Source organism: Enterococcus sp. AZ196 (assembly GCF_050498845.1).
GTDB lineage: Bacteria > Bacillota > Bacilli > Lactobacillales > Enterococcaceae > Enterococcus_A > Enterococcus_A murrayae.
The window spans coordinates 638,108-655,480 of sequence record NZ_JBIPAM010000002.1; the positions used below are offsets into that span (position 1 = coordinate 638,108).

Annotated in this window: 22 protein-coding genes; 15 read left to right on the plus strand and 7 right to left on the minus strand. The window is 41.4% G+C overall.

Translation table 11 applies throughout. The annotated features are described in order from the left end of the window. Positions 1 to 3: 3 nt before the first annotated feature. The gene (locus IGI67_RS20760; RefSeq protein ID WP_429959114.1) at positions 4 to 684 is read right to left on the minus strand and encodes a hypothetical protein; all 681 of its coding nucleotides are present in this window, start codon (positions 682 to 684) and stop codon (positions 4 to 6) included. A 123-nt stretch (positions 685 to 807) separates the two neighbouring features. On the opposite strand from IGI67_RS20760, the gene IGI67_RS20765 reads away from it, so the two are divergent. Both IGI67_RS20765 and IGI67_RS20770 read left to right on the plus strand, forming a co-directional pair. Beyond that, entirely contained in the window at positions 808 to 1,068 is a 261-nt protein-coding gene (locus tag IGI67_RS20765) for a hypothetical protein (RefSeq protein ID WP_207109022.1), read from the plus strand. Positions 1,069 to 1,521: 453 nt separating this feature from the next. After that, complete coding sequence (locus IGI67_RS20770; protein ID WP_207109023.1) at positions 1,522 to 1,947, plus strand: universal stress protein; 426 nt, start codon at positions 1,522 to 1,524, stop codon at positions 1,945 to 1,947. A 35-nt stretch (positions 1,948 to 1,982) separates the two neighbouring features. Here IGI67_RS20770 and IGI67_RS20775 read toward each other — a convergent pair whose 3' ends face one another. After that, positions 1,983 to 2,243, minus strand: a complete 261-nt coding sequence (locus tag IGI67_RS20775; protein ID WP_207109024.1) for a hypothetical protein — start codon at positions 2,241 to 2,243, stop codon at positions 1,983 to 1,985. After that, positions 2,230 to 2,484, minus strand: a complete 255-nt coding sequence (locus IGI67_RS20780; RefSeq protein WP_207109025.1) for a DUF5960 family protein — start codon at positions 2,482 to 2,484, stop codon at positions 2,230 to 2,232. Before IGI67_RS20780 ends, IGI67_RS20775 begins: the two co-directional genes overlap by 14 nt. Before the next feature lie 599 nt (positions 2,485 to 3,083). Between IGI67_RS20780 and IGI67_RS20785 the strand changes: the two genes are divergently transcribed. Then, positions 3,084 to 3,326, plus strand: coding sequence for a hypothetical protein (locus IGI67_RS20785; protein WP_207109026.1), 243 nt, complete (start codon positions 3,084 to 3,086; stop codon positions 3,324 to 3,326). Positions 3,327 to 3,612: 286 nt separating this feature from the next. Here the strand turns inward: IGI67_RS20785 and IGI67_RS20790 are convergent, their stop codons facing one another. Next, on the minus strand, positions 3,613 to 3,984 hold the full coding sequence (locus IGI67_RS20790; RefSeq protein WP_429959115.1) for a hypothetical protein: 372 nt from the start codon (positions 3,982 to 3,984) through the stop codon (positions 3,613 to 3,615). A gap of 210 nt (positions 3,985 to 4,194) precedes the next feature. Between IGI67_RS20790 and IGI67_RS20795 the strand changes: the two genes are divergently transcribed. Beyond that, positions 4,195 to 4,632 (plus strand): universal stress protein, encoded by a 438-nt coding sequence (locus IGI67_RS20795; protein ID WP_429959116.1) that lies wholly within the window; start codon positions 4,195 to 4,197, stop codon positions 4,630 to 4,632. 26 nt (positions 4,633 to 4,658) lie between these two features. Here the strand turns inward: IGI67_RS20795 and IGI67_RS20800 are convergent, their stop codons facing one another. Then, positions 4,659 to 4,982, minus strand: coding sequence for a DUF960 family protein (locus IGI67_RS20800; protein WP_207109029.1), 324 nt, complete (start codon positions 4,980 to 4,982; stop codon positions 4,659 to 4,661). Positions 4,983 to 5,172: 190 nt separating this feature from the next. On the opposite strand from IGI67_RS20800, the gene IGI67_RS20805 reads away from it, so the two are divergent. Beyond that, positions 5,173 to 6,069: a diacylglycerol/lipid kinase family protein gene (locus IGI67_RS20805; RefSeq protein WP_429959117.1), complete on the plus strand. Its 897-nt coding sequence runs from the start codon at positions 5,173 to 5,175 to the stop codon at positions 6,067 to 6,069. A 12-nt stretch (positions 6,070 to 6,081) separates the two neighbouring features. Then, positions 6,082 to 6,489, plus strand: a complete 408-nt coding sequence (locus IGI67_RS20810) for a pyridoxamine 5'-phosphate oxidase family protein (protein WP_207109031.1) — start codon at positions 6,082 to 6,084, stop codon at positions 6,487 to 6,489. 47 nt (positions 6,490 to 6,536) lie between these two features. Here the strand turns inward: IGI67_RS20810 and IGI67_RS20815 are convergent, their stop codons facing one another. Further along, complete coding sequence (locus IGI67_RS20815) at positions 6,537 to 7,796, minus strand: MFS transporter (RefSeq protein ID WP_207109032.1); 1,260 nt, start codon at positions 7,794 to 7,796, stop codon at positions 6,537 to 6,539. Between the two features lie 419 nt (positions 7,797 to 8,215). On the opposite strand from IGI67_RS20815, the gene IGI67_RS20820 reads away from it, so the two are divergent. The 6 genes from IGI67_RS20820 to IGI67_RS20845 all read left to right on the plus strand — a co-directional run bounded on the left by IGI67_RS20820 (position 8,216) and on the right by IGI67_RS20845 (position 13,119). Further along, a complete protein-coding gene (locus tag IGI67_RS20820) occupies positions 8,216 to 8,782 on the plus strand; it encodes a glycerol-3-phosphate responsive antiterminator (protein ID WP_207109033.1) in 567 nt (188 codons plus the stop codon). A gap of 204 nt (positions 8,783 to 8,986) precedes the next feature. Continuing rightward, complete coding sequence (locus IGI67_RS20825) at positions 8,987 to 9,763, plus strand: SDR family oxidoreductase (protein ID WP_429959118.1); 777 nt, start codon at positions 8,987 to 8,989, stop codon at positions 9,761 to 9,763. Positions 9,764 to 9,835: 72 nt separating this feature from the next. After that, a complete protein-coding gene (locus IGI67_RS20830) occupies positions 9,836 to 10,957 on the plus strand; it encodes an ABC transporter ATP-binding protein (RefSeq protein WP_429959119.1) in 1,122 nt (373 codons plus the stop codon). 11 nt (positions 10,958 to 10,968) lie between these two features. Then, complete coding sequence (locus IGI67_RS20835) at positions 10,969 to 11,589, plus strand: ABC transporter permease (RefSeq protein ID WP_207109035.1); 621 nt, start codon at positions 10,969 to 10,971, stop codon at positions 11,587 to 11,589. Positions 11,590 to 11,593: 4 nt separating this feature from the next. Next, on the plus strand, positions 11,594 to 12,502 hold the full coding sequence (locus tag IGI67_RS20840) for an osmoprotectant ABC transporter substrate-binding protein (RefSeq protein WP_429959120.1): 909 nt from the start codon (positions 11,594 to 11,596) through the stop codon (positions 12,500 to 12,502). Next, positions 12,502 to 13,119 (plus strand): ABC transporter permease, encoded by a 618-nt coding sequence (locus IGI67_RS20845; RefSeq protein ID WP_429959121.1) that lies wholly within the window; start codon positions 12,502 to 12,504, stop codon positions 13,117 to 13,119. Before IGI67_RS20840 ends, IGI67_RS20845 begins: the two co-directional genes overlap by 1 nt. 38 nt (positions 13,120 to 13,157) lie before the next feature. Here IGI67_RS20845 and IGI67_RS20850 read toward each other — a convergent pair whose 3' ends face one another. Then, the gene (locus IGI67_RS20850) at positions 13,158 to 13,871 is read right to left on the minus strand and encodes a MurR/RpiR family transcriptional regulator (protein WP_429959122.1); all 714 of its coding nucleotides are present in this window, start codon (positions 13,869 to 13,871) and stop codon (positions 13,158 to 13,160) included. Between the two features lie 216 nt (positions 13,872 to 14,087). Here IGI67_RS20850 and IGI67_RS20855 point away from each other — a divergent pair, with 216 nt between their 5' ends. The 3 genes from IGI67_RS20855 (at position 14,088) to IGI67_RS20865 (ending at position 17,355) form a co-directional block, all read left to right on the plus strand. Continuing rightward, positions 14,088 to 15,575: an FAD-binding oxidoreductase gene (locus tag IGI67_RS20855; RefSeq protein ID WP_207109039.1), complete on the plus strand. Its 1,488-nt coding sequence runs from the start codon at positions 14,088 to 14,090 to the stop codon at positions 15,573 to 15,575. 65 nt (positions 15,576 to 15,640) lie between these two features. Next, a complete protein-coding gene (locus IGI67_RS20860; protein WP_429959123.1) occupies positions 15,641 to 16,429 on the plus strand; it encodes an electron transfer flavoprotein subunit beta/FixA family protein in 789 nt (262 codons plus the stop codon). Next, entirely contained in the window at positions 16,429 to 17,355 is a 927-nt protein-coding gene (locus IGI67_RS20865; RefSeq protein WP_429959124.1) for an electron transfer flavoprotein subunit alpha/FixB family protein, read from the plus strand. The genes IGI67_RS20860 and IGI67_RS20865 overlap by 1 nt, the downstream gene beginning before the upstream one ends. Positions 17,356 to 17,373 lie beyond the last annotated feature (18 nt).

A 17,373-nucleotide genomic window follows, 5' to 3' on the forward strand; every position in this document is an offset into this window, starting at 1 on the left:
TGCTCAATCCTTTTTTAATGCCAGTAAATTTATTGAACGTTGTGCTTCTGCTGCGAATTGTTCCTCCTTCAGCAGTAACGCTTCACTCTGAGGAAACGCAGAAAAGCAAATCAGAAATTTCCATTGAATCAAGGGTTCATTGCTATAGGTGTTTTTAATTTGTAAAAGCCGCTGATAATTTTCTGTGGTCGCTAATGCAGGATGATAAAAGGCCATATAGCCGATCGCGTCAATTAGCTCACTCAGTTGTGACAGCGGAAGTATGTCCGCCGCCTCCAGTAATGTCGGAAAAATTTCCGGCGTCATTCGTCCCAAAGAACGAGCTATCAGATCTCGCGGTAAGGGAAAGCTTTTCTTTTTTGAAGGTGCGGCGGGCGAACGATGCTGATTATCACCGATGATCGCGAGAAAATCGATCATTTTTAACGCCGTCGTTTGATTGCCGCTCTCTAATTTCTCAGTGATCGCCAGGCGAGTATAGAGTGCAGGTTCTGTTTTTAAGCAAATCAATAAGTTGTCCGAAGTTTCACAAGTTAGTGGCAAAAGCTTTGCAGCAAGAGTTCTTTCACTGGCCTTTTTGGAGAAAAGCAAGTGAGTTAGTTCATCGACAGATTTATTTTTATGAGCAGATAGTTCACTATCTTCAACCCAGCCGCGCTTTTTTCTTTGTAAATAGGTATTCATGGATTTCGCTCCTTTTTTAAAGTATAACAGAAGTTGAAATCGAAAACTTGTGCTTTTGTTCACAAAATGATTGATTTCTGATAAATGCTATGCTATGATCAAAAAAAAGAAGAGGTGATGGGAATGAAAAAAATAGTTGCGAATCCGATGGAGCTAAGAGATGCTATTCGTTGCGAGAAACAAAATATTTCAATCACAGGCGGCTTTGCTAAAATGATGCAACCGTTAGCTGCACAGCAAGAAGCGGATGTAGAGAAAATGGACTTGCCGACCTTTATGAAATTGGCTTTAGATCCTGCTACGCTGGAGACATTAGCCACAGCGTATCAAGTTGCTATGAAGAATGATTCAAAAGGCTTTGAATTAGAATATGTAAAGCTTTAATTTTTACCTGTTTTTGTGAAAAATGTATCAAAGTCGCGGAATAAATTCCTTGCAGTAAATGAGCTGCGAGGTTTTTTTAATTGCTTTAAACTGTCACTAGGGCGTGAAAATAATTATTTTGGTAATTTTAATTCTGCTTAATTATAGAAAATAGACATTTTAACGGAATGAAAATATTTAGTAACATTCAGAATAAATTTAAAAATGTTAAAAAAACAATTCAAAAAATCACCAAAATAGGATAAAAATCTGTTAAAATATGAATATGAGGAAGACCTCTCTCAATCTTTCTTAGCTAGTTTTATTTGACTAGCATCCCCTTTAAGCACCTTGTTAATCAAGGTGCTTTTTTTATTTTTGGACAAAGAGGATTAGGACACTAAATGAAAGCGCTTGATATTTCTAGCCGAGTTGGCTTACAATTAAAGAGAATAAGGGAAAGGGGGTCTTACCATGAAAGAGTCTTACAAAAAAATACTTGTTGCAGTGGATTCATCAGAGCAGGCACGCCGCGCATTTCAAGAAGCCATCGAAGTCACACGCAGAAATGAAGCACATTTGTATATTTTGATCGTATCAGACACCAATCATCTAGGGTCCGAACCTTATGCAGTAGACCACATTGTCAAGGAAGCAAGGAAGGCTGCGGGAGCAATCGTAGAAGCTTTAGAAGAATCGATTCCAGAAGATATCGCCTTCACCTCGATCGTTGATGATGGAAATCCAAAAGCCAAAATTGTTGCCTACGCCGAAGCGGAAAAGATCGATTTGATTTTAATGGGCGCTACCGGAACAGGGACTTTTTCACGTTTATTACTAGGATCAACGACCGCATATGTCGTAAATAATGCTCCTTGTAACGTGATGGTGGTTCGATAAATAAAAAAGAAGCCAGCACAATTTTGTGCTGGCTTTTAGCTTGCTGTCTGATAGGTTTGGAAATCGTTCATGAGTTTGGTTTTTCCTAATACTGCATATTTAGCGATAATCAATTGTCCGCGGGCATTGCGTTTTCCGAGAACAAGAATCTTCATCCCATTTTCCACGTCTGCGAGAAAATTCAGTGAATGCGCAGCGATCAGGCAATTCGTACCTGCTAATTGGAAATAAACAAGAGGCTGCTGGGAAAATTGAACGATCTTTAGTTTTGTGACGGTTCCTTTAAGAGATTCCATCGCTTTTCCTCCTCGTATGGATACCTTTAAAAACGAGCTCATTGTCCTTCCGTTCAAACTGAAAACAAATATCTTTTTTGCGACCGGTCTTTTTGGCAGGGATAACAAAGTAATCACGATTTTCTTCATCCATCTTGGCAGTAATTTGGTTCAAAAATAATGCTAATGGCAGTGAATCCTTCACTAAGGAATCATAAGTTCGATAAAAAATTTCAACAGAATCTGGACTAATCATAGACATGGTCATCACCTCAATTTCATTATACGAACATTTGTTCGGAAAGTAAAGTAGGAAGCTGAAAAAATTATTTCTTAAAAAGATACGCAAAAAACAAAAAGAAACCTCCACTTTAATGGAGATTTCTTCCAAATCATTATTTTAAGAGAAAATAGATCGCAAGCCAAAACAGCAGACAGAAAATAATCACTATTCGATAGATGATATGTCTGGGCTGGCGATAGAGCCAAGTACAAAATTTTTTCATATAAAAAATCCTTTTATCCAGTGTTTCTAACAGAAAATCTGTTACCAACAGGAATGCTACCGTATTGAAGGGAAGAAGTAAAGTGCATGAGAGGAAAAATATACCTGTAGACGGCGGAAATTAAGAAAATATCGTGATATATAGTCTAATTAAAGCGAAAAAAATGGGTTTTCCTAAACAATTAAACGAAGAAACGTTACAGTTTGTTTATAAAGTAATGGTGATATACTGACAGAAAGTCTAGAATTAACCTGTTAGTTTAATAAGAATTTTTTTGTAAAAAGAAAAAAATGTGAAATAAATCTCAAATTTGATCAAATAGTGGTATCATGATCCTCCAGAAAGGGGGTGTCATATGGAAATAAAGGATTTAGAGTATGTCATTTTGGATGAAATCGCGAATAAAAACTTTAGCAACTTAACCCACCAGTTTTTCGAAATTTCTAAAACAGAATTTGACAATAGTATCGCTGATTTAAAGAAAAACGGCTTTATTCAAGGAAATATCTTTGATAGTAACGGGTCTGTTAAAAATCCGTTTCGTTTTTTCTTCCTATCTGAAAAAGGCGAAAGCTTGCTGAGTAACACCGCAGTTTAGGAACTTACGCGGCTAGCGAGCTAAAACACCTCCACTTGTGAAAATACAAGCGGAGGTGTTTTAATTTGGATGCAGGGGTGCTTTCTAGAGTAATAAAAAAAGAAGCTTTTCAGCTTCTTCAATCATGAGCTATTATAAGTACGTGGACGGCTGGAATCGAACCAGCACCTCTTTCTTAAATGCGGACTACTTCATTGAACGAGTAAAACACCAAGTTCATCCACGTCTATTAGTATAGCGAAGATAGAGACTGTTTAAAAGAGAATCATATGTAATTAAAAAAATATTATACTTTGATTTTTTTGTCATACTCCTCTGAGAATTCTCTCGCAATCATCCAGCCGTAGCTTTCAGTGATGGCTGCTGCAGTGGAGCCGTTCACGATATTACCGGCAACTGGCAATTTTCCAGCCAAAAAACGAGCGGTCATTTGGCCGGCTTTTTGAGCTAAAAATTGAGTTGCCAAGGACTTTGCGGCGCCTTCTTCTAATTTGATATGAAAGACTTTGCCCAAAGCGATCACCATTGCAGTCTGGATCGGTAATAAGATCGTTGCGTCAGGAAACGGTAATTGAGCCATTCCGGCGCCAACGCCTGCCGCGGCAGTAGAAGCACTATGGATAATCAAATGGGCCTTTCTTCGTTGTTTTTTATTCATTGCAGGAGCTCCTTACTCGTAGTATTTTTGGAATGTTATGCTTGTCGATTGAGGAAAGTTTAGCATCTTGAAGAGGAAAGAACAATTTATTGACCCGTCTTTAAAGCAGTTTTAATCATTAGCAAAATTAAAAAAACAAGAAGAATCGTTGATTATTATTTTTCGAACGATCGCTGGAATGATAAACTAGGACTGAAAGGGGCGGTAAAAATGGTTGATGAATATAAAAATATTTTAGTTGCTGTAGATGGTTCAGAACAATCTAAAAAAGCGTTCGATGAGGCAATCAATATCGCGAAAAGAAATAAGGGCAAACTGACCTTAGTGACAGTGATCGATACGGCTAGTTTTACCGGGACAACTGGAGGAAATTCGATTCCATTAATGCAGGAAGTCCACGAAAAAGCCCAGAATATCATTACCGAACTGGAGCAGCATCGCGTAGCAGAGGAGCAAGAGGTCCATATGACCTCCCAGATCATCGCTGGAAATCCTAAGCGTGAGATTATCGAGCTGGCAGAAAAATTGGGAACAGATTTAATCGTGATGGGGGCAACCGGACTAGGTGCCTTGTCCTTGTTATTCGTTGGTTCGACAACGGCTTATGTGGTGAATCAGGCACCATGCAATGTCATGGTCGTAAAATAAGGGTCTAACATAAAAAGCGTCTGACTTTAATCAGGCGCTTTTTCGTCTAGAGTCATTATCAGCTCGTAGCCATCATCATAGACATACATGATTTTTGGAAATTCTATTTCTTCATAAGCCTCGACATAGGGGGCGGTGATTCCGTCAGAAAAGTAAGGATCACTTTGGGAGTAAACGACGCTTAATGTTCGAGCTATTTTGTTTTTAAAAAAATGAAACCGCTGTGGTGAAGTGAGAGGTAATCCTTTTAAAGGGCGCATGAAAATCATATGCCAAATTTCCTGCTGCATATGCTCAGGAACGACGTCAAAAGGGACATCACTTCGTCGTGGTTTTGTTGGTTCAAACATATTTCTCAACCCTCTCTTTGTTTCATCATAGCAGGTTTTTTTTAGAAAAAAAGTAAAAGCCATCATTTTATAAAAATTTAGTTCGTTAAAACAGTTTTTTTAGGTTAAAAATGATAAAGTGAAATAGAAAAGGTTAGATAAAATAGTATTAGATATAAGCGTTTAAAGTATTTGAATGAAGGTGAGAAAGATGCGTTACGGAATATTTTTTAATCCTAATGCAGGAAGCGGGGACGCAGAAAAATTAGCAGAGAAGATGCGTGAAAAATTTGAACAGGCAGGTCATTCAGCGGAGTATTTAACAGCGCCTGACCCAGATCAAGCAATCGAAACAATAAAAAAAGCAGTCAATGAACTCGACGGGATCGTAGCGATCGGCGGGGATGGGTCATTGAATATTGTTGGAACGGCTTTTCTTCAAGCCGGGAAATCTTTGCCACTAGGAATTATCCCTGGTGGGACAATCAATAATTTTGCTAAACGCTGGCACTTGCCAATGGATGAAGAAGAGGCGATGGATGTGATTATCGCGGGACACCAACGAAAAGTAGGGATTGCAGCTTGCCAAGATCGGCAAAAAGCCGTAATCAGCTCCTTTACCTTTGGCTCCTTTGCAGATATCTCGAATGAAGTTCGCCAGAGTGAGAAACGAAAATTTGGTTTGATCGTCTATCCATTGAAGGCCATCAAACAGATCGGGAAGGATACGTCCTATCCTGTGGAGATTACAGCGGATGACTATCATGAAAAGTTAAAAGTCTGGTTTTCCTTAGCAACGACGACTCACTCAATCGGCGGGAGACCTTATGTGGATTCTGATTATGATGAATTGCATGTTAGTATTTTACACAACATGCACTTTCGAAAATTACTTGAACTTATACGATTTATTTTTACAGGACGTCTAAAAGATTCTGATACCGTCACTTATCTGGAGACCAACAAATTAGCGTTAAAGCCATTGACGGACAAGAAAATTTATTCTCGGATCGATGGTGACAAGGGACCTGCATTGCCTTTAACAGTGGAATTTTTGGCAGATTTTATGCCGCTATATGTACCAGAACACCAAAAAAATGAGAGATAGGGGGTTTTCGAATTGGATAAAAACATGGAAACGCTGCTAGCCAGAGCTGATACCTTTACATTGATTACGATTGATCATCGCGGTTTTCCACATGCGATCGCTGTATCACCACCGCTTGAACGAAATGGTTTTTATTATTTCAAGTTTTATATCAACGGTGATGGCCGAACAGCCGAAAATATTCAACAAAATCGTTCCGGCAGTCTGTTTTGTTTTGATAAAGAAAAGCATGAGAGCATCGCTTTGAAGGGGTATCTGTTTGCGGAAGAACTAGTTGAATATAAGAAGTTGGCGGCACAGCTGAATGAATTTCAAAAAGAGTTGAATTATGAGCATCCAATGATTGCTGTTTTTGAGACCTTGAGTGTGAAGCATTATGAAAATATGCATGGTGAGTTTTTAGATGTGCCAGAAAAATAAAAAAAGGTTTCATCCCTTTAAACCTGAAGGGATGAAACCTTTTTTGTTTAATCGACTTTAGCAGAGGCAACACTTGCCGCTTTGTCTTTTTTGATAATGGCAGTGAGAACCAGAGAGAAAATGATACAACCCACACCCATTGCGATCGCATACATGAACATCATGTTGAAGCCCGCTTTACCTGGATTTGAATCTAGCCAGCCGCCAATCATAGTGTACATGAAAACATCTGGCAAGTAGCCCAGACATGAAACAATCCCGGATACACGACCAGTCATTTCAACTGGGAATCCTGCATCATCAATGATTGCGAAGTATTGGCTGCGGACTACATAAATAAGGAACAATCCAAAGATAAAGTTTGCGATGACTGCTGACAGTAAGCCGGCACTTTCCGGCAATACTAGGAACCCAGCGAAGCAAAGTGTTAATAAGCCAGCACCGCCGATGATAATCCGGATACGTGACCCTAATTTATCGGCAATGATCCCACCGATGATCCCGCCGGCTGCTTGTACTAAATAACGTATTCCTCCTAGTGTAGTTCCGCCTGCAACAGACAAACCGTAGACATTGATTGCGTAAGTATTGATGTAGCCTAAGATACCGTAAATACTATAAGCAAAGAATACAATGGCAACTAATACCCATGTACGGGGCATTTTTAACGTCTTGAACATTCCGATCGCTACTTTAGAGATCGGTTCGGTATGTGATTCTGCTGCTGTATCTTCAATAACAAACCAGTTTAAAATACCAATAATAATAACAGTAATTGCACAAACACGAATAGCCCAAGTAGTTCCTAAGACTTCGTTTGAAAAACGACTATAGACAGCAGTCATACCGAATACCAGTAACGCGTTCAACAGTCCCCGCAGACCTTCCTGCCAACCGAATAACCGACCTTGTTCTGAACTGTCGCCCAACATCCGAGTAGCTTTGATAGCCGCGGACCAATAGGTGATGATGGTGGAAATCCCCATCAAGACGAAAATCAGCCGTGCGATCTGGAAGCTTGGAAAAGTTGAGAACCAAAAGCCTAAGACACCTGTCACCAAAAATGAAAAGGTCAGCAACTTACGAGCTGAAAATTTGTCGGCTACGATTCCGCCAATAAAGTACGAAAAGGTCGCCATGGTAGCGTAGCCTGACGAAAGCATCCCCATTTGTGCGTTGGTCAGATTCATCGCTTTTTGGATCGGCACATAAAACGTCTCCCGAATGTAAGGAAGCTGAAAGATAATTCCAGCGCCGGCCGACAGTAGCAACAACGTTCCCCATTTTTTTACTGCTTGCTTGTTCATATAACACCCTCCTGATTGTGAATTCTTTTACAAAAAAACAAAAAAGAAGCAACGCTTAAGTAAGCGTTACTTCTCTCTGGTCTCCAGTAACACCCAAAGTATAGAAGCATATGAAAACGATGTCAACATCTTTTCCATGCAAAAATATTTTTTACACAAAAAAACGCCACTTGAAATCCAAATAAAACCTTGGTATTTCAACGTTTTTAATTGGATGAAATTTCTTTTTGCTGATTGACGAAAAACTGGTTTTCCCTTAGACTGAGAAAATACTAGTTTTTCGAATGAAGTTGCATCGTGAAATCGCAGAAAAATATTAAGAAAAAGGGGCAGATGTTCCTGGGGTTTCTCATGTAAGTCTTTGTGAGGTATGCTAGAATGAAAGCGTATTAAATTACTTAGTAGGGATAAGGATAAAAATGAAAAGAAAAATTATTCAGATGATGGAGGACAATCCGCTGATTGCCGCTATCAACAGCAAGCGCAGTTTTGAGAAGGCCTTGACCTGCGAAAGTGATATCATTTTCGTCTTGTATGGCGATGTTTGCAGTATCGTGGATATCGTCGATCGTTTAAAGGAAGCGGGCAAGATCGTGATGGTAGATGTGGATCTGATCGATGGATTGGCAACGAAGGAAACAGCGGTTGATTATTTGAAGCGAGCGACTAAAGCAGATGGCATTATCAGCTCAAAATCAATTCTGCTGCGGGCGGCAAATGCCAGGGGATTATTTACCATCCATCGCTTCTTCCTAATCGACTCAAAGTCCTTTCATAATTTGCCGAAGCAATTGGGAACATCAAAAGCAGACGTGGTGGAGGTTTTACCTGGGGCGATGCCAAAGGTTTTATCTTGGGTACAGGATGTTGTCGACGTTCCGATTGTGGCCAGCGGACTTGTTTGCGATAAGGAATTAGTCATGACAGCTTTACAGGCAGGGGCGGTAGCCATTTCAACGACAAACATGGATGTTTGGGAAATATAAACTAAAAAAACGGTAGTTGATGCTAAGAGGACAGAGAAAAGCGGACACCAGCTTATTTGGTGTTCGCTTTTTTTGCGGTTTTCGAAAAATGAATACGCCGTAAAGTGCGAGCGGCGTCTTCAATCCACGTTTCAACAAAACGACAAGTACTACAAAGAATTAAACTATTTCTAGCATGAAGCTTATATCAATGGGGGGATACAAATGGAAATCACAGAATTCAGTATGGATCTTTTTTCACTAGCCGGAAAGACTGCGATCGTGACCGGAGGAAATACCGGTATTGGCCGCGCATTTTCGTTAGCCTTGGCAAGAAGCGGGGCGAACATTCTTGTTCCAAGCTTGATCGATGATGATGGAACAACGCAGAAAATTATCGAAGAGATCGGCTCCTGTTATGTCTTCATGGAGGTTGATTTAACCGAAGAAGGGGTGCCGCAGCAGGTGGTGGAGCATTGTGTTGACGTGTTCGGGACGGTAGATGTGCTGGTGAATTGTGCTGGGATGCATCTTTCAGCAGATGTTCTTCCCTTCGACCGCTCAAAATGGGACCCGATGATCCAATTAAATTTGACCGCTGCTTTTGACATGTCTCATGAAGCAGCAAAGGTCATGATTCCGCAAAAAAGCGGCAAAATCATCAATATCTGTTCACTGGCTTCTTTTCTGGGTGGGCAGCAATCGCCGGCAAATGCGGCAGCCAAACATGGGCTGGTTGGTTTAACTAAAGCGTATTGTGACGAGTTAGCCATGTATGGTATTCAAGTAAATGGGATCGCCCCCGGTTATTTGGCGACAGACATGACAAAAAGTGATCAGGAAAATACAGCTGTTAATCAAAGCGTTCTGGCTCATGTTCCAGCTGGCTATTGGGGAGAGGAAGCAGATTTAATGGGAGCCGTGGTCTATTTAGCAAGCCCGGCCTCAAATTTTGTGAATGGTCATATTTTATCAGTCGACGGTGGCTATTTAGTAAGGTAATCAAATAATTTTGTTCGTCGTGGCAAGGACAGTCTGTCACGACAATTACATAAAAATGGAGGGATCATTGGTATGATCGAGTTTGAACAGGTAGAAAAGAGGTACGGTGAGAAGGCGATCGCAGTCCATCCTTTTGATTTAACGATTGAAGACAATCAATTCATTTGTGTGATCGGCACGAGTGGGAGTGGGAAGACCACCTTGGTGCGGATGATCAATCGGATGATCGAACCTTCTGAGGGCAGCATCAAGATCAACGGGCAAGATGTCACCAGGTTGAATGAGGATGAGCTGCGGAGAAAAATCGGCTATGTTATCCAAAATATCGGGCTATTTCCCCATATGACAATCAGAGAAAATATTATGATCGTGCCTAAGCTCTTGAAGTGGAGCGAGGAAAAAAAGTCAGGAATCGCCGAGCGGTTGATCCAGCGTGTCGATCTGCCTTTGGAATATTTAGAGCGCAAACCTAAAAATCTTTCTGGCGGTCAACAGCAGCGCATCGGAGTGATTCGAGCACTTGCAGCCAGTCAGGACATCATTTTGATGGATGAGCCGTTTGGTGCGTTGGACCCGATTACCCGGGATGCCTTGCAGGAAATGATTAAAGGACTGCAGCAGGAGATGAAAAAGACGATCGTTTTTGTCACCCATGACATGGACGAGGCGATCAAGCTGGCAGATAAAATCATTATCATGGATCATGGCGAGATTGTTCAATACGACACAGTCGAGACGATTTTGGCACATCCGGCCAACGATTTTGTCGAAGAATTAATCGGAAAACGCAAACGCAACAGCTATTACAATAACGAAATGACGGTATCTGATTTGATGGTGGGGCGCGTCGAAGCCATCTCAATAAGCAAATCGATCACTGACGCGATTCGTCAAATGTCAGAGAAAAAGGTCGATACTTTGTTAGTGGTGGATGATCAAAACTGCTTGAAGGGCTTTGTCGATATCAATTTTATTGAACGAAATATGTCCAAATTGAAACCAACTACTTCTGTTTTCGATGTGATGGGGACGGATACGGCGAGTGTCAATCAAAATGACCGAGTCGCTGATGTGATCGAACCGCTGATCAACCATGTCTTCAAATATTTGCCGGTGGTGGATGATGACAATCATCTGGTGGGCATCGTGACCCGCTCATCATTGGTGTCGCTCGTACAGGAACAATGGCAATAGGAGGTGATGACATGAATTTTTGGACTGAATACGGAAATGAAATTTTATTGAAGTTTTGGGAGCATTTCTATTTGTCCTTTTTAGCGATTTTTCTTGGCATCCTTGTAGCGGTTCCTTTAGGTGCACTTTTGACTCGCGTAGAAAAAGGCTCGGAAACGGTGATCAAAGTGGTTGGCGTCTTTCAAACGATCCCATCGCTGGCGCTGCTATCGATCATGATTCCTTTCTTTGGAATTGGAAAGGTTCCAGCAGTGATCGCGCTCTTTTTATATTCGCTGCTGCCGATTTTAAGAAATACCTATGTTGGTATCAAATCAGTAGATGGGACCTATTTAGATGCGGCTAAGGGAATGGGCATGTCGCAAATGCAGCGCCTGCTGCAGATTGAATTGCCATTGGCAATGGGTGTCATCATGGCAGGCATTCGGGTATCTACCGTCTACGTGATTTCTTGGACGACTTTGGCTTCGTATATTGGTGCCGGCGGCTTAGGCGATTTCATTTTTAACGGACTGAATTTGTATCGGCTGGATCTTGTTATGATGGGAACCATTCCGATTACATTGCTGGCGCTGCTTTCGGATGCACTGTTGAAGCGTTCAGAATTAAAATTAACGATGGATAGAGGGTGAGTCGATGAAAAAGCGAATGTTTCTAGCCGCGGCGACGCTCCTGCTTTTCGGAAGCTTCATCATGGGGAATTTTTCTAACAAGGACGATACGATCACGGTGGCTGGCGGAGTAACTTCCGAATCTCAGATTTTAGGGAACATCGTGGTGGAGCTGCTGCAGCATGCCACTGATAAAAATATTGTCTATCTGAATAACCTGGGTTCGGCTAACTTGATGCATGAGGCCATGGTGCGGGGAGACTTAGATATAGCGCCGACACGTTATACAGGAACGGATTTAATTGGCACTTTGGGACTGCCGACAGAAAAGGATCCTGCGAAGGCATTGAAAATCGTCCAAAGGGAATTTGATCAACGCTTTGGTTTTGATTGGTTTCCAAGCTACGGCTTTTCCAATCAATTTACTTTTATGGTCACTCAGGAAACCGCGCAAAAATATGGTTTGAAAAAAGTAAGCGATCTGAAAAAACACGCAGGGGAAATGCGCTTGGGTTCTGACCAGACATGGTATAAACGTGAGGGGGATGGCTATAAGGGCTATACCGAAACGTATGATACAAAATTTCAACGGGTATATCCGATGCAGGTGGGGCTGCTGTATGATGCGCTGGTTTCGAAGGAGTTAGACGTGATCTTGGGATATTCAACTGATGGACGAGTAGGCAGCTATGATCTTGTAATGCTGGAGGATGATTTGAAATTCTTCCCGCCATATACTGCGAGCGTCGTTGTTTCGGGAGATACCTTGAAAAAATATCCAGAATTGAAACCAATTTTATTGAAATTACAGGATACGATCGATACGGAAACGATGCAGCAATTGAACTATGAGTCGGACAATGAATTGTTGGAGCCGAAAATCATTGCTCAGCGTTTTTTGGAAAAGCATAATTTTTTTGAGGAGGGAAGCTGATGATTGATAATCTGATGCAATACTTAAGTGAAAACTCTTCGTGCTTGATTACACAATTTGGTGTGCATGTCTATATCTCGGTGATTGGTGTTGTATTGACCTTCTTGATTGGATTTCCATTGGGAATCGTATTGTCTGAGCGGCAAAAGCTTTCTGATATCGTGATCGGAATTATCAATGTGATTCAAACGATCCCTTCGATCGCGATGCTGACCGTCCTTTTGATTTTGATGGGATTGGGGCAAAATACAGTCGTTGCGACAGTGGTTCTGTATTCTTTGCTGCCGATCGTTAAAAATACCTATGTTGGGCTGATCAATGTCGATCCGATGTACGTCGATAGTGCCAAAGGAATCGGCATGAATCGTTATCAGATTCTCTATATGATCAAAATCCCGCTGGCGATGCCGGTGATTTTAGCTGGTGTGCGAAATGCACTGGTGATCTCAGTGGGTATCACGACAATTGGTTCGTTTGTAGGGGCTGGTGGAGTCGGCGATGTGATCTTGCGGGGAATCGCGATCACTGACGGCGGTCCGATTATTATTGTTGGTGCCGTTTTGTGTGCCTTTATTGCGATGATGATGGATTGGCTGTTTGATTGGATCATGAAATAGCTGATTGATCGTCAAAAATGAAGAAGACCTCTGCGATTTTATTCGCGGAGGTCTTCTTGCATTAGTTTACGGATAACTTCTTCGATGTACATCAACAGGATTGTCCGCGTTTTTTCATGGGATTTCAAGTGCTCGTCTTGGTGTGATTTTGTCAAAAAGATGATTTCACTGGCATCCAGAGATAGGTTTGTGTTCAGCTCCTCCATTACCAGCAGGGATTTTGCTTGATGCTTTTTGGCTTCCTCGAACAGCGGATCGAAGTTGGCGAACTTCCCAGCAACTGAAAAGATCAGCAGCAGGGAGTCTTTTGTCAGAAGGTCAGGAATCAGGGAAGGCTGACTTACACGAATGACATTTTTGTTTAAGGTGAAGTTCAGCTTGTATTCAAAGTATTCCATGCAAAAGTTTGTCGGGCCATACCCAAAAAGCAAAATTTTTCCTGACTGCTGGATCAGGTCAGCTAAATAATCAACAGTTGATTCATCAAAATTTTCAATGAACTCTTTGATGCGGGCAAATTCACTGTTCAACTTTTTTTGTTTGACTAATTCTTTGCCTGTCAAAAAGCGGGAGTATTCCTTATAGCCGGAAAAGCCCATTTTTTTGACCAGCTTTGAGACCTTTGAGGGAGAGACCTCTGTCAGCTTCGCGGCTTCGGTGATTGTTAAGCTTGGATTTTCCTGGCTTTCCTTCAACAAGCGATTATGGATAGTTATTTCTAAATCGTTTAAACGATCCAATTGTATTTTCATAGGACTGCCTCCTTATTTGCAGTATTTTATCTTGAATTCAGAATAGCATAGCCAGAATCTAAAAAGCAAACATAATATGGAAAATTTTCCATAAAGGGTAAAAAAGATGGAATAAAATAGAAAATTTAATCAAATTTTAATGTAAAACGAGAATGAACCCTTTATACTGAACTCAGGAAAAGCGCTTTCGAAAAAAAGATGAATGGAGTTAATGGAATGAATTCTGAAACATTGGTGAAAGAAGCAATCATTAAGGACGTGAAAAAGATCGTCTCTGAGGAGCAGGTAGTAACAGATCATGCAACATTATATGATGCTGCCTCTGACCGCTATCGTAAATATATGAAAGCTAAAGGGGTTCTAGACAATCCGCTGCCGACTGCAGTCGTTTATCCCGACAATGCAGAAGAAGTTAAAGAACTGTTGATGTATTGTAACGAAAATGACATCAACGTTATTCCTCGAAGTGGTCAGACCGCAACTGAAGGCGGTTTGGAAAACTGGAAAGATTTGGCATTAGTGATCGACGGTTCTCATATGAACAAGATTTTGAAAATCGATCCTTACAACATGCAGGCAACTGTTCAAGCAGGGGTTCCTTTACAGGCTTTAGAAGATGAGCTTAGAAAAATCGGCTATACCACAGGTCATTCGCCGCAATCAAAACCGATCGCACAATACGGCGGTTTGGTCGCGACTCGTTCAATCGGACAATTTTCAACTTTATACGGCGGCATCGAGGATATGGTGGTAGGGCTTGAATGCGTCTTCCCAAATGGTCATATCTCTCGTATCAAAAATATCTCTCGCCGTGCAGGAGGCCCTGACATTCGCCACATTGTGATTGGAAATGAAGGAACGCTTTGCTACATCACAGAAGTCACAGTGAAAATCTTTAAATATTATCCAGATAATAATAAATTCTTTGGTTATCTAGTGAATGATGTAGAAGATGGAGTGAAGATTCTTCGCGAAGTAATGGTAAACGGCTATCGTCCATCGGTTGCTCGGACCTATTCACCAGAGGATGCGCGCCAGCACTTCTATCATTTCTACGAAGGCAAATGTGTCTTGATTTTCATGGCGGAAGGCCCGGAAGGAATCGTTGAAGCAACAGGCAAGGGAATCGAAGAAGCGGTCGAGAAATTTAAAGAAGGTATCGTGAAGCAAGTAGATTCTCAATTAATTGAAAACTGGTTTAACCAATTAAACTGGACACAGCAAACGATTGATGACGAAATTCAAGGCATGATTGATAATGACAAGCACGATGGCTATACAACAGAAGTTTCTGCAGACTGGGAAACCATCACAAAAATTTATAACAACGTCATTGACAGAATTCGCAACGAGTTTCCTCGTGCCGAGGATTTAACTATGCTGGGTGGTCATTCTTCTCACAGCTACTTAAACGGAACGAACATGTACTTCGTCTACAACTACGACATCAATTGTGAGCCAGAAGATGAAATGAAGATCTATCATCATCCGATCCAAGCGATCATTGTAGAAGAAACGCTGAAATTAGGCGGATCGATGTGTCACCATCACGGGATTGGGAAATATCGTAACGAATGGACCAAAGAAGAGCACCAATCAGCCTATTACATGCTGGAAAGCTTGAAAGAAGTCTTTGATCCGAAGGGTGTTATGAGCTTCGGAAATATCTATCCAGTTCAAGAAGGCTTGAAGTATCAAAAATAATTATCTGATTCCTTCAAGGGCGAACACTCGTCCTTGAAGGAAGTGAAGTGATAGGAAGGGCAAGTATGAAAATCATTTGCTTAGTCAAATACGTTCCAGATACGGAAAAATTTGAATATGATTATGAAACAGACAAGATCAATCGTGAAGCTTCTCGTCTGATTCTAAATCCAGATGATAGGAATGCGGCGGCTTTCGCCATGAGGTATAAAAAGCAGAACCCTGCTGCTTATGTCGAAGTCGTTACTATGGGACCGATGAAGCTGGAAGAGCCGATGAAGGATTTTGTCCGACTGGGTGCGGATCACGCGACATTGATCAGTGATCGCCGTTTTGCCGGCAGTGATTCGCTGGCAACGAGTCGAATTTTATCCAGCTATCTTTCCTCCCAGAACTATGATTTGCTGCTTACCGGTACCCATACTTTAGATGGCGGGACCGGCCATGTTGGACCGCAGATTGCAGAAACGATGGGAATCAATCAATTTTCGAATATTGTCGCGATCAAAGAAGCAACGCCGGAGTATTCGATCGTTGAGGCATTGCAAGAGGAAAAAATGTATCGCCTGAAAATCGATAATCCCAGCGTATTGAGTGTCACGCATCAAATGAATTTGCGTCTAGGATTTGTAAGGTATGAAAATATCGGGAGAAATGTGGATGACCAATTTACCTTGGTAACGAATGAGGAGCTGCAGTTACCAGCGGAACAAATTGGCGGCAAGGGCTCACCAACCAAGGTGAAAAAAAATGTCGTTGTAAAAAGAAAATCGGTGGAACACAAAGTGGTGAAGGTCGACGATGAAGGCATCGACGAAGTGGTTCATTTTCTAAAAGAAAAGGGGTACTTGTAATGTTTAAAGGACTCATTCTGATAGATAACGATCAAATCGATTATTCATTAGATTTGATGGATGTAGTCAATCGTTTAGCTGGCGAAGAAGAGACCTTCGTTTATGGTTTAGGGATCAATTTGACTGAAAAAGTAAAAGGACTTGATGCAGTGATCAATGTTGAGGCTCCGACGATCCAGTCAAAGGACAGTCGGGTATTAACAGATATCATTGAACAGGTTCACAGGAAGTATCAGTTTGACAGCATAATCATTTTAGCAACAGAGTTTGGGCGAATGGTGGCACCGCGATTAGCGATGCGGCTTGAGGTAGGATTAGTGGCTGATATTACGGATATTCACGTCGACAAACGCGGCAAGAAACTGGTACGTCCGGCTTTTTCAGGCAATATTATGGCAAGTATCGTGTGCGAATCATCACCAATCATGGCCAGTGTTCATCCGAATGTCTTTCATGGAGAAAATCTGACTAAAGAACCAGAGTATATTGATTTTATTCCAGAAAAATTGAAAGCGTCATCAATTGAAGTGTTGGAGATCGTGGAGAGTGAACAAAACGGTGTCGATATTCGTGAGGCAGAGGTGATCGTTTCGGCGGGCGGCGGTTTTACGCAGCCGATTGAGCAATTGCAGGATTTGGCGGATGAGCTAAATGGTGTTGTAGCAGTATCGAAGCAGCTAGTTGATCGAAAAAAAGCGCCTAGGGAGATTCAGGTAGGGCAATCAGGTAAAACAGTCAGTCCAGATCTTTATCTGGCACTAGGGATTTACGGATCGACTCAACATATCGAAGGATTAAAAAATGTAAAAGAGGTCATTTCGGTGAATACAGACCTTGGTGCACCGATGAATTATTTAGCTAGTATTGTCGTCCATGGCGATGCGGCAGAATTTGCAAGGAAGCTGAGCAGCAAACTTAAGAAATAGCCCAAGACGGGTAAAAAA

What these genes read in the sequence shown, in the direction of transcription:
- IGI67_RS20760 (WP_429959114.1), bottom strand. Translation starts at nt 684, where the DNA reads ATGAATACCTATTTACAAAGAAAAAAGCGCGGCTGGGTTGAAGATAGT.
- IGI67_RS20765 (WP_207109022.1), top strand. Translation starts at nt 808, where the DNA reads ATGAAAAAAATAGTTGCGAATCCGATGGAGCTAAGAGATGCTATTCGT.
- IGI67_RS20770 (WP_207109023.1), top strand. Translation starts at nt 1,522, where the DNA reads ATGAAAGAGTCTTACAAAAAAATACTTGTTGCAGTGGATTCATCAGAG.
- IGI67_RS20775 (WP_207109024.1), bottom strand. Translation starts at nt 2,243, where the DNA reads ATGGAATCTCTTAAAGGAACCGTCACAAAACTAAAGATCGTTCAATTT.
- IGI67_RS20780 (WP_207109025.1), bottom strand. Translation starts at nt 2,484, where the DNA reads ATGTCTATGATTAGTCCAGATTCTGTTGAAATTTTTTATCGAACTTAT.
- IGI67_RS20785 (WP_207109026.1), top strand. Translation starts at nt 3,084, where the DNA reads ATGGAAATAAAGGATTTAGAGTATGTCATTTTGGATGAAATCGCGAAT.
- IGI67_RS20790 (WP_429959115.1), bottom strand. Translation starts at nt 3,984, where the DNA reads ATGAATAAAAAACAACGAAGAAAGGCCCATTTGATTATCCATAGTGCT.
- IGI67_RS20795 (WP_429959116.1), top strand. Translation starts at nt 4,195, where the DNA reads ATGGTTGATGAATATAAAAATATTTTAGTTGCTGTAGATGGTTCAGAA.
- IGI67_RS20800 (WP_207109029.1), bottom strand. Translation starts at nt 4,982, where the DNA reads ATGTTTGAACCAACAAAACCACGACGAAGTGATGTCCCTTTTGACGTC.
- IGI67_RS20805 (WP_429959117.1), top strand. Translation starts at nt 5,173, where the DNA reads ATGCGTTACGGAATATTTTTTAATCCTAATGCAGGAAGCGGGGACGCA.
- IGI67_RS20815 (WP_207109032.1), bottom strand. Translation starts at nt 7,796, where the DNA reads ATGAACAAGCAAGCAGTAAAAAAATGGGGAACGTTGTTGCTACTGTCG.
- IGI67_RS20820 (WP_207109033.1), top strand. Translation starts at nt 8,216, where the DNA reads ATGAAAAGAAAAATTATTCAGATGATGGAGGACAATCCGCTGATTGCC.
- IGI67_RS20825 (WP_429959118.1), top strand. Translation starts at nt 8,987, where the DNA reads ATGGAAATCACAGAATTCAGTATGGATCTTTTTTCACTAGCCGGAAAG.
- IGI67_RS20830 (WP_429959119.1), top strand. Translation starts at nt 9,836, where the DNA reads ATGATCGAGTTTGAACAGGTAGAAAAGAGGTACGGTGAGAAGGCGATC.
- IGI67_RS20835 (WP_207109035.1), top strand. Translation starts at nt 10,969, where the DNA reads ATGAATTTTTGGACTGAATACGGAAATGAAATTTTATTGAAGTTTTGG.
- IGI67_RS20840 (WP_429959120.1), top strand. Translation starts at nt 11,594, where the DNA reads ATGAAAAAGCGAATGTTTCTAGCCGCGGCGACGCTCCTGCTTTTCGGA.
- IGI67_RS20845 (WP_429959121.1), top strand. Translation starts at nt 12,502, where the DNA reads ATGATTGATAATCTGATGCAATACTTAAGTGAAAACTCTTCGTGCTTG.
- IGI67_RS20850 (WP_429959122.1), bottom strand. Translation starts at nt 13,871, where the DNA reads ATGAAAATACAATTGGATCGTTTAAACGATTTAGAAATAACTATCCAT.
- IGI67_RS20855 (WP_207109039.1), top strand. Translation starts at nt 14,088, where the DNA reads ATGAATTCTGAAACATTGGTGAAAGAAGCAATCATTAAGGACGTGAAA.
- IGI67_RS20860 (WP_429959123.1), top strand. Translation starts at nt 15,641, where the DNA reads ATGAAAATCATTTGCTTAGTCAAATACGTTCCAGATACGGAAAAATTT.
- IGI67_RS20865 (WP_429959124.1), top strand. Translation starts at nt 16,429, where the DNA reads ATGTTTAAAGGACTCATTCTGATAGATAACGATCAAATCGATTATTCA.